Origin of the sequence: Cryobacterium sp. MP_M3, assembly GCF_015752155.1 — a bacterium.
Classification (GTDB): domain Bacteria; phylum Actinomycetota; class Actinomycetes; order Actinomycetales; family Microbacteriaceae; genus Cryobacterium.
The window spans coordinates 99980-116571 of the sequence record NZ_JADOVI010000007.1; the positions used below are offsets into that span (position 1 = coordinate 99980).

12 protein-coding genes and 1 riboswitch are annotated in these 16592 nt (G+C 70.3%); of the genes, 7 read left to right on the top strand and 5 right to left on the bottom strand.

Annotated elements, in window-relative coordinates; all coding sequences use genetic code 11:
• Positions 1-55 precede the first annotated feature (55 nt).
• From IWX89_RS10060 to IWX89_RS10085, 6 genes are all read left to right on the top strand, one after another.
• Positions 56-1033: a sugar-binding transcriptional regulator gene (locus IWX89_RS10060; protein ID WP_196903431.1), complete on the top strand. Its 978-nt coding sequence runs from the start codon at positions 56-58 to the stop codon at positions 1031-1033.
• 100 nt (positions 1034-1133) lie between these two features.
• Positions 1134-1264, top strand: a riboswitch (FMN riboswitch).
• Positions 1265-1374: 110 nt separating this feature from the next.
• Positions 1375-2391: a bifunctional diaminohydroxyphosphoribosylaminopyrimidine deaminase/5-amino-6-(5-phosphoribosylamino)uracil reductase RibD gene (gene ribD / locus IWX89_RS10065; RefSeq protein ID WP_231383128.1), complete on the top strand. Its 1017-nt coding sequence runs from the start codon at positions 1375-1377 to the stop codon at positions 2389-2391.
• A 7-nt stretch (positions 2392-2398) separates the two neighbouring features.
• Positions 2399-3031, top strand: coding sequence for a riboflavin synthase (locus IWX89_RS10070; RefSeq protein WP_196903432.1), 633 nt, complete (start codon positions 2399-2401; stop codon positions 3029-3031).
• Positions 3028-4290 carry a GTP cyclohydrolase II gene (gene ribA, locus IWX89_RS10075; protein WP_196903433.1) on the top strand — a complete coding sequence of 421 codons (1263 nt, stop codon included), beginning with the start codon at positions 3028-3030 and terminating at the stop codon, positions 4288-4290. Before IWX89_RS10070 ends, ribA begins: the two co-directional genes overlap by 4 nt.
• The gene (ribH, locus tag IWX89_RS10080; protein WP_196903434.1) at positions 4287-4760 is read left to right on the top strand and encodes a 6,7-dimethyl-8-ribityllumazine synthase; all 474 of its coding nucleotides are present in this window, start codon (positions 4287-4289) and stop codon (positions 4758-4760) included. Before ribA ends, ribH begins: the two co-directional genes overlap by 4 nt.
• 282 nt (positions 4761-5042) lie before the next feature.
• A complete protein-coding gene (locus IWX89_RS10085) occupies positions 5043-6401 on the top strand; it encodes an MFS transporter (RefSeq protein ID WP_196903435.1) in 1359 nt (452 codons plus the stop codon).
• Between the two features lie 103 nt (positions 6402-6504).
• Here the strand turns inward: IWX89_RS10085 and IWX89_RS10090 are convergent, their stop codons facing one another.
• The 3 genes from IWX89_RS10090 to IWX89_RS10100 are packed head-to-tail and all read right to left on the bottom strand — an operon-like array spanning position 6505 to position 9102.
• Positions 6505-7332, bottom strand: a complete 828-nt coding sequence (locus IWX89_RS10090; protein ID WP_307836495.1) for an ABC transporter permease — start codon at positions 7330-7332, stop codon at positions 6505-6507.
• On the bottom strand, positions 7329-8165 hold the full coding sequence (locus IWX89_RS10095) for an ABC transporter permease (protein WP_196903436.1): 837 nt from the start codon (positions 8163-8165) through the stop codon (positions 7329-7331). Before IWX89_RS10095 ends, IWX89_RS10090 begins: the two co-directional genes overlap by 4 nt.
• A gap of 10 nt (positions 8166-8175) precedes the next feature.
• A complete protein-coding gene (locus IWX89_RS10100) occupies positions 8176-9102 on the bottom strand; it encodes an ABC transporter ATP-binding protein (protein ID WP_196903437.1) in 927 nt (308 codons plus the stop codon).
• A gap of 150 nt (positions 9103-9252) precedes the next feature.
• Between IWX89_RS10100 and IWX89_RS10105 the strand changes: the two genes are divergently transcribed.
• Positions 9253-11454 (top strand): ABC transporter transmembrane domain-containing protein, encoded by a 2202-nt coding sequence (locus IWX89_RS10105; protein ID WP_196903506.1) that lies wholly within the window; start codon positions 9253-9255, stop codon positions 11452-11454.
• 33 nt (positions 11455-11487) lie between these two features.
• Here the strand turns inward: IWX89_RS10105 and IWX89_RS10110 are convergent, their stop codons facing one another.
• Together IWX89_RS10110 and IWX89_RS10115 are read right to left on the bottom strand one after the other, a co-directional pair.
• On the bottom strand, positions 11488-14541 hold the full coding sequence (locus IWX89_RS10110; RefSeq protein WP_196903438.1) for a glycoside hydrolase family 38 C-terminal domain-containing protein: 3054 nt from the start codon (positions 14539-14541) through the stop codon (positions 11488-11490).
• A 160-nt stretch (positions 14542-14701) separates the two neighbouring features.
• The gene (locus IWX89_RS10115) at positions 14702-16552 is read right to left on the bottom strand and encodes a phosphoenolpyruvate carboxykinase (GTP) (RefSeq protein ID WP_196903439.1); all 1851 of its coding nucleotides are present in this window, start codon (positions 16550-16552) and stop codon (positions 14702-14704) included.
• Positions 16553-16592: the final 40 nt, after the last annotated feature.

The following is a 16592-nucleotide window of genomic DNA, read 5'->3' on the forward strand; positions in this document are numbered from 1 at the left end:
TGAATACTTCGACACAAACGGTCAAGCTGTCTGAACATATGTGCAAGGAGCGGGAATGACTCTGCCGAACGATCCGCCGCTGTCCGACCGGACCAACGACGCCCTCACCGCGGCCCACCTGTACTACCTGCAGGACCTGACGATGGATGCGATCGCGCACGAGCTGCACACCTCCAGATCCTCGGTTTCCCGCCTGCTCAGCCAGGCCAGGGCGACCGGGCTGGTGGACATCCAGGTGCGCTCCCCGCTCGACGCCACCAGCCGGCTGGAACGGCTCATCCTCGAGCGCCACCAGGTCACCGCGCACGTCGTACCGGTCGCCGACCACGCCAGCGACGTCGACCGGCTGGAGCGGGTGGCTCTCTCGGTTGCACGGATTCTCGGCCAGTACTTCGATTCGAACATGACGATGGGGATCGCCTGGGGCTCGACCATGAACGCGATCAGCCGGCATGTCACCCCCAAGCGCACCCACAACTCGCAGATCGTGCAGCTCAACGGCGCCGGCAACATGCGCACGACCGGCCTCGACTACGCCAGCGAGATCCTGCGCCGGTTCGGCGACGCGTTCGGCGCCCATGTCGAGCAGTTCCCGGTGCCCGCCTTCTTCGACGACCCGGCCACCCGGCAGGCGTTCTGGCGGGAACGCGGCGTGACCCGGCTGCTCGACATGCAGGCCCGGATGGACGTGGCCCTGTTCGGCCTCGGCTCGCCGTTCTCGGATGTCCCCAGCCACGTCTACGCCGGCGGTTACCTCGAGGACGAGGACTACGACGCCCTCGGCCGGGGCGGCGTCGTCGGCGACGTGGCCACGGTCTTCTTCCGCGCGGACGGCTCCACCGACGGCATCCCGCTGAACGAACGCAGCACCGGCCCCGACTTCGCCGTTCTGCGCCGCACCCCGCGGCGGATCTGCGTCGTGTCCGGCAGCTCCAAGATGCCCAGTCTCCGCGGCGCCCTGGCCGCCCGGGTGATCACCGACCTCTACATCGACGAGGGAACCGCCCGGGAACTGGTCTCGGCCGACGCGTGAACAGGCCGGCCCTCGCCGGGTCGTGACCGTGCGAATCCTGCACACCGCGGGGCGGGAATTATCCGGCGGCCGGGGCGTTGAGCTATAACTAGTAGTAAGAAACGTGCTCCGGGGTCGGTGTAAGTCCGAACCGGCGGTGAAAGTCCGCGACCCGTTCCGCCCTCGGGCGAAACGGTTGAGCTGGTGAAATTCCAGCACCGACGGTTAAAGTCCGGATGAGAGGCGCACGAGTCGAGAAATCCCGTCAGGGGTCGATCGGCGGGTTTCGCCCTGCGCGCGACCCACACGGTGTTCGCACACCATTTCCCCGGAGTTCGTTGCAGAAACGGACGAGGACGGGCATGGACCAGGACGCGGCACTCGAACGCTCCATGCGGCGCGCCCTCGAACTGGCCGCCAACGGGCCGGCCACCGGGCCGAATCCCCGCGTCGGCTGCGTCATCCTGTCGGCCGGCGGAGAAGTGCTCGCCGAGGGCTGGCACCGCGGCGCCGGAACGGCTCATGCCGAGGTCGACGCTCTCGGCCGGCTGCCCGTCGGCGGTGCCCGCGGCGCGACCGCCGTGGTCACCCTCGAACCCTGCAACCACACCGGCCGCACCGGCCCCTGCGCGCTCGCCCTGATCGAAGCCGGCATCGCCCGGGTGGTCTACGCCGTGTCCGACCCCGGCCACGAGTCCTCCGGTGGCGCCGACCGGCTGCGCGAGCACGGGATCGACGTGCTCGGCGGGCTCCTCGAGGCCGAGGTCTCCGCCTTCCTCGGCGACTGGCTCACCGCGGCCCGGCTCGGCCGGCCGTTCGTCACGCTCAAGTGGGCGTCCAGCCTCGACGGCCGCGCCGCCGCCGACGACGGCTCCAGCCGGTGGATCACCGGCCCGGAGGCCCGCCAGGACGTGCACCGGCGGCGGTCAGCGGCCGACGCGATCATCGTCGGCACCGGGACCGCCCTCGCCGACGACCCGGCGCTCACCGCCCGGGACGCCGCCGGGGCGCTGCTGCCCGGCCAGCCGCTGCCCGTCGTGATCGGCGGCCGCGGCATCCCGGCGGATGCCGCGCTCCGCTCCCACCCCCGGGCTCCGCTGTTCTTCACCACCCACGACCTCGCGGCCGTGCTGGCCGACCTGCACGGGCGCGGCATCCGTCACGCCTTCATCGAGGGCGGGCCCACGCTGGCCAGCGCGTTCGTCGCGGCCGGGCTTGTGGACGAGTACCTCGTCTACCTGGCGCCCACGCTGCTCGGCGGCGGGCGGCTGGCGCTCGGCGACATCGGGGTGACCGGCATCGACGGGCAACACCGCCTGACCATCGAACACTGCGACCGGCTCGGCGAGGACGTCCTCATCGTGGCCCGGCCGAGATAGGGGAAGCATGTTCACCGGAATCATCGAGGAACTCGGCCGGATCGAGCGGGTCGAACCGTCGGCGGATGCCGTGCGCCTCACCGTGCGCGGCCCCCTGGTCGTCGCCGACGCCGGGCACGGCGACTCGATCTCGGTCAGCGGGGTCTGCCTCACCGTCGTGGAGCGCACCGAGGAGACGTTCACGGCGGATGTGATGGCCCAGACCCTGAGGATGTCGACCCTCTCCGGCGCCACCGCCGGCACCCCGGTGAACCTGGAACGGGCCGCGCTGGTCGGCGGCCGCCTGGGCGGGCACATCGTGCAGGGCCACATCGACGGCACCAGCGAATTGCTCACGATCACGCCCGGCGAGGCCTGGCGGGTGCTCCGGTTCAGCCTCTCCCCCGAACTCGCCCCGCTCGTCACGAGCAAGGGGTCCATCGCCGTCGACGGCGTCTCGCTGACCGTGAGCGACATCAGCCCCGCGGATGCCGCCGAGCAGTGGTTCGACGTCTCGCTCATCCCCGAAACCCTCACCGCGACGACGCTCGGAGAGCGTTCGGTCGGCGACCGCGTCAACATCGAAACCGACATCCTGGCCCGCCACGTCGAGCGCATGCTCGACCTGGCGGCCGCCGGATCGAAAAGGAGCCTGTCATGAGTCTCGCCGACATCCCCACCGCCCTGGACGCCCTGCGACTGGGTAAACCGGTCATCGTCGCCGACGACGAGGGCCGGGAGAACGAGGGCGACGTGATCATCTCCGCCCAGATGGCCACGCAGGAGTGGCTCGCCTGGACCGTGCGCTACTCCTCCGGGTTCATCTGCGCGCCGATGACCAACGACCTCGCCGACAAGCTCGACCTGCCGGTGATGGTGCTCAACAACGAGGACCCGCGCGGCACCAACTACACCGTGTCCGTCGACGCGGCCGACCGCCTGAGCACGGGGATCAGCGCCGCCGACCGCGCCCACACCCTGCGCGTGCTCGCCGACCCGGCGTCCACCCCGGCGAGCCTGCACCGGCCCGGCCACATCATGCCGCTGCGCGCGGTGGACGGCGGGGTGCGCGAACGCGACGGCCACACCGAGGCGGCCGTGGACCTGATGAAGCTCGCCGGCCTCGTTCCGGTCGCCGGGATCAGCGAGATCGTCGCCGAGGACGGCGAGATGATGCGCCTGCCAGGGCTGCTCGAACTCGGCGAGCGCGAAGGCGTGCTGGTGATCACGATCAAGGACCTGATCTCCTACCTGCAGGAATTCCACTGCGACACCGACCTGCCCACCGTGAACCCCATCCGCGAAACCCCGCGGGTCGACTTCGAGGTGGAGACCACCGTGCCCACCCGCCACGGTTCTTTCCAGATCCGCGCCTACCGGGACCGGATGACCGGCGCCGACCATGTCGCCATCGTCTCGGGCACCCCGGGCGACGGCACCCTCGTGCGGGTGCACTCCGAGTGCCTGACCGGGGAGGCATTCGGCTCGCTCAAGTGCGAGTGCGGCCCCCAGCTCGACGCCGCGCTCGAGACGATCCAGGAGCAGGGCGGCATCGTCGTCTACCTGCGCGGCCAGGAGGGACGCGGCATCGGCCTGATCAACAAGCTGCGCGCCTACAAGCTGCAGGAGGACGGGCTGGACACCTTCGACGCGAACCTGGCCCTCGGACTGCCCGCCGACGCCCGCGATTACGGCGCGGCCACGGCCATCCTGCACCAGATGGGCATCTCCTCGGTGCGGCTGCTGACCAACAACCCCGAGAAGCTGCGCCAGCTCGAGGCGCACGGCATCACCGTGACCGAACGGGTGCCGCTGATCGTGGGCGTCGGCAGCCACAACCAGGATTACCTGGCCGTGAAACGCGACCGGATGGGCCACCACATCGCAGACACCGAAATCCTGAAGGGAATCGCACTATGAGCGGAGCAGGTTCACCCGTGATCGCCGCCGACGGCACTGGGCTGAGAATCGTGATCGTCGCCGGGCGGTGGCACGACGTGATCACCGACGGGCTGATCGCGGGCGCCACGCGCGTGCTCGAGGCCTCCGGCGCGAGCTTCAGCCTGGTGCGCGTGCCCGGCAGCTTCGAACTGCCCGTCGCCTGCAATGTGGCGCTGGAGAACGGGGCGGATGCCGTCGTCGCCCTCGGCGTCATCATCCGTGGCGGCACGCCCCACTTCGAGTACGTCTCGGCCGCGGCCACGGACGGACTCACCCGGGTCGCCCTGGACGCCGGCAAGCCGGTCGGCTTCGGCGTGCTCACCCTCGACGACGAGCAGCAGGGCCTCGACCGGGCCGGCCTGCCCGGGTCGAAGGAGGACAAGGGAGAGGAAGCCGCGTCGGCTGCGATCGCGACCGCGCAGGTGCTCCGCCAGTTGCGCGCGCGCTGAGCCGCGCCTCGCGGCGCGCTCGGCGGCGCACGGTGGTCGAGCCTGTCGAGACCACACGAGACCACACGAGACGTGATTTCGACAGGCTCAATCACCGCGCAGATCGTTACCTGAGCGTTAGCCTGGGATTGGCTCCCGGTCGCCCCCGGACGTAGGGTGCACTGTGGCCGTCACAAGCGGTCACCTCATCGTGCGGTCCCGGGGGGGCAGCCGCCGGCGCCTGATCGGCGTCGCACCTGCCGACCGGGTTCCGCTTCGCGTCAACCCCGGAGCGACTCCTCAATGTCAGCACCCATCACGTCGGCCCTCCCGGCCACCACGGCAGCCCCCACGAACCCGCGCAGCCGGGTCGTGCTCGCCAGTCTCATCGGCACGACCATCGAGTTCTACGACTTCTACGTCTACGCCACGGCCGCCGTGCTCGTCTTCCCGCACCTGTTCTTCCCCACCGGGAACGAGACCACGGCGCTGCTCGCGTCGTTCGCGGTCTTCGGCGCCGCCATGGTGGCCCGCCCGATCGGCGCCCTCGTCTTCGGCCACTTCGGCGACCGGAGGGGGCGCAAGGCGACCCTGGTCGGCGCGCTGCTGACCATGGGCATCGCCACGTTCCTGATCGGGCTGTTGCCCACCTACGGCCAGGTCGGCTGGTTCGCCCCGCTGCTGCTCGTCATACTGCGGCTCGCCCAGGGCTTCGCGCTCGGCGGGGAGTGGAGCGGCGCGGCCCTGGTCGCGACCGAGAACGCGCCGGCCGGCAAACGCGCCTGGTACGGCACCTTCCCGCAGGTCGGCGCCCCGCTCGGCTTCATCATCGCGAACGGGCTGTTCCTCGCGATCGCCCTGGCCCTGCCGTCGACCGACCCGACCCGCCCCTCCGACGCGTTCCTCGAGTGGGCCTGGCGCATCCCGTTCCTGTTCTCCGCCGTGATGGTCATCGTCGGCCTCTGGGTGCGCCTGCGCCTGGTGGAGAGCGACGCGTTCACCAAGGTCGTCGCCACCAAGCGGGTGGAAAAGCTGCCACTGGCCGCGGTGTTCAAGTCGAACTGGCGCGAACTGATCCTGGGCACCTTCATCATGCTGGCGACCTACGTGCTGTTCTACCTGATGACCACATTCACGCTCGGCTACGGCCGGGCCGCCACCGATGCCCCGGTGCCGGGGCTCGGTTACAGCTACAACAACTTCATCCTGATGATGATCGTCGGGGTGCTGTTCTTCGGTGCGTTCACCCTCGCCTCCGGCCCGTGGGCCGATACGCACGGCCGCCGGAAGACGCTCATCTTCGTCACCCTGGCGATCATCGGGTTCGGCCTGCTCTTCGTGCCGCTGCTCGGCGCCGGATTCGTCGGTGTGATGGCCTTCCTGATCCTCGGCTTTTCACTGATGGGCATGACCTTCGGGCCGATGGGCGCGCTGCTGCCCGAACTGTTCCCCACGAACGTGCGCTACACCGGCTCGGCCTTCGCCTACAACATGAGCTCGATCCTCGGCGCCGCCGTGGCCCCGTTCATCGCCATCTGGCTCTGGACCCTCGGCGAGGGCAGCCCGTTCTGGGTCGGCGTGTACCTGGCGGTGATGGCGGCGCTGACCCTCGTCGCGCTGCTGCTGAGCCGCGAGACCCGCGACATCGACATCGAGGCCTGACCCGTCTACCGACCGTGCGCTGGCGACTGTTGCCCAATCGGACGAGTGTTGCCGGCATGCCGGTGACACTCGTCCGAACGGGCAACAGTCGCGTCGCGCTGCCTCAGTCTAGGAAGAGGGCGCGCAGCCTGCCGGTGGTGAGGACCAGGCCGACGAGGATCATGGCCAGGTAGTAGAGCACGTGCCAGAGCAGCCCGGCGTCGACCTGCCCGGTGGTCAGGCCGCGAACGAGTTCGACGCCGTGCCAGAGCGGCAACGCCTGGATCAGGTACTGGATCGGCTGCGGGTACACGCTGAGCGGGTAGAACGTCGCCGAGAAGAGGAACATCGGCAGCATCACGAAGTTGACCCAGTCCATCTGCTGGAACGTCTTCAGGTAACTGGTGACCGCCATCCCCACGCTTGCGAACCCGAAGGCGATCAGCAGCACGGCGGGCAGCGCCAGCAACGCCCACCAGGACAGGTTCAGCCCGAGTACCTGCATGACCACCATGAACCCGGTCGCGTAGAGGCCGCCGCGCAGCAGCGCCAGGGAGATCTCGCCGAGCGCGACATCCAGCGGGCCGAGTGAGGTGGACAGCATCCCTTCGTAGAGTCTCGCGAACTGCATCTTGAAGAACACGTTCCAGGTGGAGTCGTAGATGGCGCCGTTCATCGCGGCGACGGCGAGCAGCGCCGGGGCGATGAACGCGGCGTAGGGCACCTGCTGGCCGGATGCCGTCGTGACGGTGCCGATCAGGGCGCCGAGGCCGAGGCCCATCGACAGCAGGTAGAAGATCGGCTCGAAGAACCCGCTCACCACGACCAGCCAGTTGGTGCTCCGGGTGGCCCGCCAGCCGCGGGCCATCACGCTGCGCGCGTTGCCGGCGTAGAGGGCGCCGAACGGGCGCGCCGCCGCGGGCGCCGGCCGCACGTCGTCGACCTCGGTCACTTGTTCAGCCTCCCCGCGGCAACCCGGCGCGCCCAGGTCCAGCCGAGGCCGAGCAGCGCGGCCAGGTAGAGCACGTGCAGGGCGCTGAGCCAGATCGGCTCCTCCGCGCCGTAGGTGAACACCCGGGACAGCTGGGTGCCGTGCCAGAGCGGCGAGATCCAGCCGATCCATTGCAGCCACCCCGGCAGCACGCTGAGCGGGAAGAAGGTGCCGGAGAACAGTGTCATCGGCAGGATGACGAACCGCATCACCATGGCCAGCTGCCCCGTGTCCTCGGTCAGGGTGGCGGTGTACGCCATCAGCACCGCGCCGAAGCCCAGGCCGGTCAGCAGCGCGGCGAAGACGGCGAGGAAACCGGCCGGCGACGGGACCGCGCCGAAGACGAGCATGAAGGCGTAGTAGATGCCGCAGGTGACCAGCATCCGGGCGGTCACCGAGATCACGATGCCGTTGATGATCTGGCCGGGCGCGATCGGGGCGGCGTTCATACCGTAGAAGACGGGGTTCCACTTGAAGCCGAGCATGATCGGATAGGTGAACTCCTCGCTGGCGACGGTGATCGCCGCGCTCGCGAGGAGGGCAGGAGCGACGAAGGCCAGGTAGCTGACGCCGGCGACGGCATCCGGTCCCAGGTTCGCGTCGACGAGGGTGGCCAGGCCGACCCCCATCGCGTAGAGGTAGATGACCGGGTTGCCGATCGCGGTCACGACCACCGTCTGCGCGTAGGAGCGCATCACCCGGAAGCGATGCTCAGCCACATACCAGGACCCCCAGCGGCGCACCCGGCGGGTCGCCCGGATGGCGTCGTCGGCGGCTGTCTCGAGGGTGCTCATTCGAGGGTGCTCATTCGATCAGGGTCCGGCCGGTCAGCCGGAGGAAGACGTCTTCGAGGCTGGAGCGCCGCACCAGGCTGGTGATCGGCCGGAGCCCCGCGTCGATGATGCGCACCAGCTCGGATTCCCCGTTCTCGCTGTAGATCAGGATGCGGTCGGGCAGCACCTCGATCCGGTCGCCCATCCCGGCGATCCGCCCGGCGACCTCGGCGTTGAGGTCGGAGCCGAAGCGCACCTCGAGCACCTCCCGTGACGAGTACCGCCGGATCAACTCGGCCGGCGCGCCCTCGGCCATGATCACGCCCTTGTCGACGACGACCAGCCGGTCGCAGAGCTGTTCGGCCTCGTCCATGTAGTGGGTGGTGAGCAGCAGTGTCGTGCCCTGTTCCTTGAGCCGGAACAGCCGGTCCCAGAGGATGTGCCTGGCCTGCGGGTCGACCCCGGTGGTCGGCTCGTCGAGCAGCAGGATGCTCGGGTCGTTGATCAGCGCCCGCGCGATTGTGAGGCGACGCTTCATGCCCCCGGACAGGGCGTCCACCTTGGATTTCGCCTTCTCGGTCAGCTGCGCGAACTCGAGCAGCTCGTCGGCCCGGCGCGCCACCTGGGCGCGCGGCAGGCCGAAGTACCGGCCGTAGACGAGCAGGTTCTCCCGCACCCGCAACTCGGTGTCGAGGTTGTCGGCCTGCGGCACCACGCCGAGGCGCGAGCGGATCTCCGGCCCGCGCCGGTCGGGGTCCATTCCGAGGATGCTCAGCGTGCCGGCCGTGCGGGTCGACACCGCGCCGACCATCCGCATGGTCGTCGACTTGCCGGCCCCGTTGGGCCCGAGGAGGCCGAACGATTCTCCGGCGGCCACCTCGAAGGAGACGCCGTCGACGGCGGCGAATTCCTTGTATTTCTTCACGAGGTTCTCGGCGACAATCACAGGCTCCGACACAGTTCCCCACTGTAGACGGAACGACCGGCACCCGGCCGTTGCGGTTAAGCTCAATTGGTGAGCACCCCGAACAACAGCACGACCAGCACCAGCCCAGCCGGCACCCCCGGACCCGCCGCCCCCACCACCCGACGGGCCCGCTTCGGCCGGATGGGCCGTCGCACCGGGGCCGCGTCCGGGCCGCGGGCGAAGTTCAGCCAGCTGCTCCCCTACCTCCTCGAGCACAAGCGTGTGCTCAGCGTCGTCATCGTGCTGAGCATCCTCGGCGCCTTGGCCAGCCTCGCCCAGCCGCTGCTGGTCAGCCAGGTCATCACGGTCGTGCAGAAGGGCAATCCGCTCGGCGCGCTCGTCTGGGGGCTGATCGGGCTCGTGGTGGTCTCCGGTCTGATCAGCGGTTACCAGCACTACCTCCTGCAGCGCACCGGCGAGGGCGTGGTGCTCTCCAGCCGCCGCAAACTGATCGGCCGGATGCTGCGCCTCCCGATCAGCGAATTCGACACCCGCCGCACCGGCGACCTCGTCTCCCGGGTCGGCTCGGACACCACCCTGTTGCGCGCGGTGCTCACCCAGGGGCTCGTCGAGGCGATCGGCGGGTCGCTCACCTTCCTCGGCGCGCTGATCGCGATGCTCGTCATCGACCCGGTGCTGCTCGGGCTGACCGTGCTGGTGATCGCGGCATCCGTCGTCACCGTGACCCTGCTCTCGCAGCGGATCCGGGTGGCCAGCCTCGCGGCGCAGGTGAAGGTCGGCGACCTGGCCGCGAGCGTGGAGCGCGCCATCAGCGCGGTGCGCACGGTGCGGGCCTCGAACGCGACCGACCGCGAGATCGCCGCCGTGGAGGAGGACGCCGTCGGCGCGTGGAAGATGGGCATCCAGGTCGCGAAGATCTCCGCCCTGGTCGTGCCCATCGCCGGGATCGCCATGCAGGTGTCGTTCCTCGTCGTGCTCGGCGTCGGCGGGTTCCGAGTGGCGAGCGGCAGCATCACGGTCGCGAACCTGATCGCGTTCATCCTCTTCCTGTTCCTGATGATCGTGCCGCTCGGCCAGGCCTTCGGGGCGATCACCTCCGTCAACTCCGCGCTCGGCGCGCTCGGCCGGATCCAGGAGATCATCGACCTGCCCGCCGAGGACCAGTTCGACCGGGACATCGCCCCGCTGGCGATCACCGTGGGCGCCGCCAACGAATCGGTGCGACCGGATGCCCCGGCGATCTCCTTCGAGGACGTGCACTTCGGCTACGCGCTGACAGCGGAGGTCGAGTCCGACGCCGATGCCGCAGCCGCAGCAGCCGCAGCAGCAGCGAGCGTCGAGACCGTCGCCTCCGCGCCGTCCCTGCTCGAAACCGTCATCGTGGCCCCGGCCGTGATCGAGGCCGTGCTCGCCGAGCCTGACCTGCTCGAGGCGGATCTCGCCGCAACGGAGGCCGCGGCCACCGCGGCGGCCCTGGCCGCGATGGACACGGCCGCAGGCACGGACGGCCAGCGGCTTCCCACCGCAGCCGACCTGTTCGACACGGTCCCGGCCGACCAGGCCTCCACGCCCGAAGGCACCGTGCCCACGCCGGAACCGGGGCCCGAACCGAGGCCCGTGCCCGAACCCGCGCCGACGACGGCAGGCTCGGCCCCGGCCACCGCAGCGGCCCCCGCCGCCGCCTCGGCCGAGCCCGAGCCGCGACCGGTGCTCCGCGGGGTCTCCTTCACCGCCCCACGCGGCCTGCGCACCGCCCTGGTCGGGCCGTCCGGCGCCGGGAAGAGCACGATCCTCGCCCTGATCGAGCGGTTCTACGACCCGAACGCCGGCGTTGTGCGCCTCGGCGGGCTGGACATCCGCACCCTGGACCGCACGGCCCTGCGCTCCCAGATCGGTTACGTCGAACAGGACGCACCCGTGCTCGCCGGCTCGCTGCGGGACAACCTCACCCTGGCCACACCGGACGCGACCGACGAGGAATGCATCGCCGTGCTGCACGCCGTCAACCTCGGCGAGGTGCTCGACCGTGACCCGGCGGGGCTCGGCGCGGCGGTGGGCGAGTCCGGCGTCATGCTCTCCGGCGGCGAACGCCAACGGCTGGCGATCGCCCGGGCGCTGCTCGCGGCGCCGCCGATCCTGCTGCTGGACGAGTCGACGTCGAGCCTCGACGGGGTCAACGAGCAGATGATGCGGGCCGCGATCGACGCCGTCGCCGTGAACCGCACCCTGATCGTGATCGCGCACCGGCTCTCGACCGTGGTCGACTCGGACCAGATCGTGGTGCTCGACCACGGACAGGTCATCGGCACCGGCACCCACTCCGAACTGGTCGCCTCCACCCCGCTCTACCGCGAGCTCGCCAAGCACCAGTTGCTCGTCTAACGCCCTCCCCTGTCCGGAATCAACGCGGGCAGGTCAGCGGGCGAAGCGGAGGGTCACCAGCTGGAACGGGCGCAACTCGAGCACCAGGGCGCCGCCGTCGGCCGAGAACACGGCACGCGCATCCGCGAGCGGGCGTTCGAGCAGGTCGGTCTCGGTCACCTCCGTGGTCTCGAACCGAGGGATGACCCGCGCCGTCGTCCGGCCGCCGTGCGCCTCGTAGAGCCGCACCACGACATCCCCGCTGCGGTCCTCGGCGAGCTTGACGGCCTCGATCACGACCGCGGGGTTGTCAACCTCGAACAAAGGGTCGATCCGCCCGGTCGCCACTCCGGCCACGGTGCGCAGTGGCAGGTTCAGCCGGTACCCCTCGGCCACCGCGTCGCCGATCGTGGCGCCGAGCCGGATCGAGACCCGGAGGGCGTGTTCACCCTGGTCGGCGGTCGGGTCGGGGAACACGGCCGCGCGCAGCAGCGACAGGCGGACGGTCGTCGCACTGTGGCCGGCGGCATCAGTGTCCCTGGTGATGTCGTGGCCGTAGGTGGAGTCGTTGGCCACGGCCACCCCGTAGCCCGGTTCGCCCACGTGCACCCAGCGGTGCGCGCAGGTTTCGAATCGGGCCGCGTCCCAGGACGTGTTCGCGTGTGTGGCCCGGTAGACGTGGCCGAACTGGATCTCGGAGGCCGCGCGTTCGGCATGGAGGTCGAGCGGGAACGCGAGCTTGAGCAGCTTCTGCCGCTCGTGCCAGTCGATGCTCAGGGCCAGGTCGATGCTGCGAGCGCCGGCCGCCAGGCTGATCAGCTGCACGACATGGGAGGCCCCGAAGGACCGGCTGACCCGAACCTCGGCGACCTCGGCGGAGTCCCGGACGACCTCGACGGCATCCGCCGCGGTCAGCCTGGTCGCCGTGCGCTTGTAGTGCTGGTCGATGTCCCAGGCATCCCACTGGGTGGGGGTGTCCCGGTGAAGCTGGAGCAGGTTGCCGCGCTCGCCGGCGGGGATCAGCTCGCGGCCTGCGCCGAGGTCGCGGAGCGAGGAGAACAGTCCGTCGGCGTCGATCGTCACCGCGACGAGTCCGTTGGCGAGCACGATGCCGTCGGCGGTGCGTTCCACCGTGACCGGAAGCGGGCGAGCCGTCGCCCCCCCAGTCGCCCCCGCGGTCGCCCCGGCCCCGAGCCCGGCGATGCCCCGCACCGGGTACGGCCCGGCATTGAGGGTGACCGATCGCTCGCCCGTGCCGCAGAGCGCCGTCACCGAGTCCGCCACCAGGCCGTGCAGTGCGTCTGCGACCTCGGCGTAGTGCCGCTCGGCCTCCTGGTGCACCCAGGCGATCGACGACCCGGGCAGGATGTCGTGGAATTGCTGGAGCAGCACGGTGTGCCAGGCCTGCTGGAGCTCGTCGTAGGGGTACGCGGCGTCCGTGCGCACCGCAGCGGTGCTCGCCCACAGCTCCGCCTCACGCAGCAGGTGCTCGCTGCGCCGGTTGCCGCGCTTGGTGCGGGCCTGCGAGGTGTACGTGCCGCGGTGGAACTCGAGGTACAGCTCCCCCGACCAGACCGGCGGCTGCGCGTACTCGGCCTCCGCCGTCTCGAAGAACCGCCGCGGCGTCGACAGCTCGACCGTGGGTGACCCCTCCAGGGACGCGGTTCGGCGGGCCGCGGCGATCATCTCGCCGGTCGGGCCTCCCCCGCCGTCGCCCCAGCCGAACGGCACCAGCGAGGTGTTCGCGACACCCTTCTCGGCATAGTTGCGTTGCGCGCGGGCCAGCTCCGCCCCGGACAGCTCGGCGTTATAGGTGTCGACGGGCGGGAAATGCGTGAAGATCCGGGTGCCGTCGATTCCCTCCCAGAGGAAGGTGTGGTGCGGCATCAGGTTGGTCTCGTTCCACGAGGTCTTCTGGGTCAGGAACCACCGCGACCTGGCCGCCGCCACGATCTGCGGCAGCGCCGCCGAGTAGCCGAAGGAGTCGGGCAGCCAGACCTCGAGCGGTTCGACGCCGAGCTCCTCCATGAAGAAACGCTTGCCGGCCACGAACTGGCGGGCGAGCGCCTCGCCGCCGGGCATGTTCGTGTCCGACTCCACCCACATGCCGCCGACCGGCACGAACCGGCCCGCAGCGACCTGCGCCTTCACCCGCTTGAACAGTTCGGGGTAGTGCTCCTTGAGCCAGGCGTACTGCTGGGCGGATGACGCGGCGAAGGCGAAGTCCGGATTCTCCTCGATCAGGGCCAGCACGTTCGAGAACGTGCGGGCGACCTTGCGCACGGTCTCCCGCACCGGCCAGAGCCAGGCGCTGTCGATGTGCGCGTGGCCGACGGCATGCAGCCGGTGCGCGCTCGCGTAGGCCGGGAGCGCGAGCACCGGGGCGAGCGCGGCCCGCCCGGCCGCCGCCGTGCCGGAGACGTCCTCCGGGTCCATCAGGTCGATGCATCGCTCCAGGGCGTGCAGGATCTCCGCCCGCCGCGGCAGCGCCTTCGGCAGCTGGCGCTGCAGGCCGTCGAGGGTCCAGAAGTCCTGTAGGAGTTCCCAGACAGTCTCGTCCCGCAGGGCCAGGTCGACCTGGCGCAGCGTGTAGATCGGTTCGGTGCCGGCCGTCGCCGGGTCGCCCAGCTCGGTGGGCACGAAGGTGAAGCCGCTCGTGACATCCGGGTTGGACGCCGCCTCGAGGTACAGGTCGACGGTGCCGCCCGGCGGCAGGGCGAGGGGCACACTGCGGTTCCGGGGCGAGACCGCCTTGAGGATGACGCCGGCCGGCGACCAGGCGATGCCCTCGGCCTGGAATCCGGGGGTGGCGGTGCTGAAGCCGAGGTCGACGACCACCTCGAGCCGGGTGGACTCGTCGATGTCCCAGCCGGCCGGGACCGTCCCGGTCGCGTGGAACCAGGTGGTGCCCCACGGGCGTCCCCACGGGTGGCCGGTCTGGAACGGCCGGTATTCCTGCGCGAGGGCCTCGTCGAATCCCACGGGTTCGCCCGGCGCCACCCACGCGGCGAGCGTGAGCGGCACGGCAATCCGGTGGACCGCCGGGGCGAGCCTCTCCCGGACGAACCGGTCGATCCGCAGTTGAACGAGCGCGCTGTCGTCATGCATGCCTGCATCATACGACCGAGGTTCTTCCCGGCCGGGAGACACCTTCCTCGCTCGGCCGGGAGAGTGCAGTTTTGGCCCCCCAGCACCGCTGAGGGGGCCAAAAGTGCACTTTCGCGCATCCCGGCGGAGGCCCGTGGGGGGCGGGCGGGGAGGAGCGGGGTTAGGCGCGGAGGTTGTAGCGCACGCTGGCGAGCTCGGCCTGGAGGGCCGGCGGCACGCGGTCGCCGAACTGGGCGAAGTACTCCTCGGTGAGGTCGCACTCGGCCAGCCAGGACGCGTGGTCGATGTGGAAGAGCTGCTCCACCGCGTCGGCCGACAGGTGGAGGCCGTCCAGATCGAGGCCGCCCTGGACGGGGAGGCGTCCGATCGGGGTGTCGACGGCCTGCGCCTTGCCCTCGACCCGGCGCACGATCCACTCGATCACGCGCGAGTTCTCGCCGAAACCGGGCCAGAGGAAGCTGCCGTCGTGACCCTTGCGGAACCAGTTCACCTGGAAGATCGCCGGCGCCTTGGCGCCGAGTCCCTTGCCGACTGCGAGCCAGTGCGCCCAGTAGTCGGCCATGTTGTAGCCGCAGAACGGGAGCATCGCGAACGGGTCGCGGCGCAGTTCGCCGACGATGCCCTCCGCGGCGGCGGTCTTCTCCGAGGCGATGGTGGCGCCCATGAACACGCCGTGCTTCCAGCTGCGGGCCTGGGCGACGAGCGGCACGTTGGTGGCGCGGCGGCCGCCGAAGAGGATGGCGTCGATCGGAACGCCGCCGAACGCCTCCCAGTCGTCGGAGATCGACGGGCACTGGGACGCGGCGACGGTGAACCGGGAGTTGGGGTGCGCGGCCGGGGTGCTCGAGGCGGGCGTCCAGTCGTTGCCCTCCCAGTCGATCAGGTGGCTCGGCGGCGTCTCGGTGAGGCCCTCCCACCAGACGTCTCCGTCGTCACGCAGTGCGACGTTCGTGAAGATCGTGTTGCCCCAGACGGTGGCGACGGCCGTCGGGTTGGTGACCTCGCCGGTGCCGGGGGCGACGCCGAAGAAGCCGGCCTCCGGGTTGATCGCCCACAGGCGCCCGTCGGTGCCGGGACGCAGCCAGGCGATGTCGTCGCCGATGGTCTCGACCTTCCAGCCGGGGATGGTGGGGCGCAGCATCGACAGGTTGGTCTTGCCACAGGCCGACGGGAACGCGGCGGCCAGGTGGGAGACGCCGCCCTCGGGGGAGGTGACCTTGATCAGGAGCATGTGCTCGGCGAGCCAGCCCTCGTCACGGGCCATCACCGAGGCGATCCGCAGCGCGAAGGACTTCTTGGAGAGCAGCGCGTTGCCGCCGTAGCCGGAGCCGAAGGACCAGACCTCGCGGGTCTCCGGGAACTGCACGATGTACTTGTTGTCATTGCAGGGCCATTCGACGTCGGCGCGGTGGTGTCCCTCGGCGTCGACCAGCGGGTAACCCACGCTGTGCAGGGTGTGCACCCAGCTCGCGCCGGCCTCGATCAGGCGCAGCACCTGCACGCCCATCCGGGTCATGATGCCCATGTTGAGCACGACGTAGGGCGAGTCGGTGATCTCCACCCCGAGCTGCGAGATGGGGCCGCCGAGCGGGCCCATCGAGAACGGCACGACGTACATGGTGCGTCCGCGCATGCTGCCGGCGAAGACCTCGGTCAGCTCGGCGCGCATCGCCACCGGGTCGGCCCAGTTGTTGGTGGGGCCGGCATCCTCCGGGTCGGTCGAGCAGATGAAGGTGCGGTCCTCGACCCGGGCGACGTCCGACGGGCTGGTGCGGGCGAGGTAGCTGTTGGGGCGCCACTCCGGGTTCAACCGGATGAGCTTGCCCTCGGTGACGAGCTGCTTGGCGAGGGCGTCGGCCTCGCGCAGGGAGCCGTCGCACCAGACGATCGCGTCGGGCTGGGTCAACCGGGCGATTTCGTCCACCCAGGCCTGGAGGTTGGGGTCGGTGGTTCCAGCGGTGTTGCGGGACTCGCCCCCGCCGGTCTGAACTGAGACATTCGCGATGGTCATCTCCTGGCCTTTCGTCTTCGATCGGGTGCATCGGATGGGT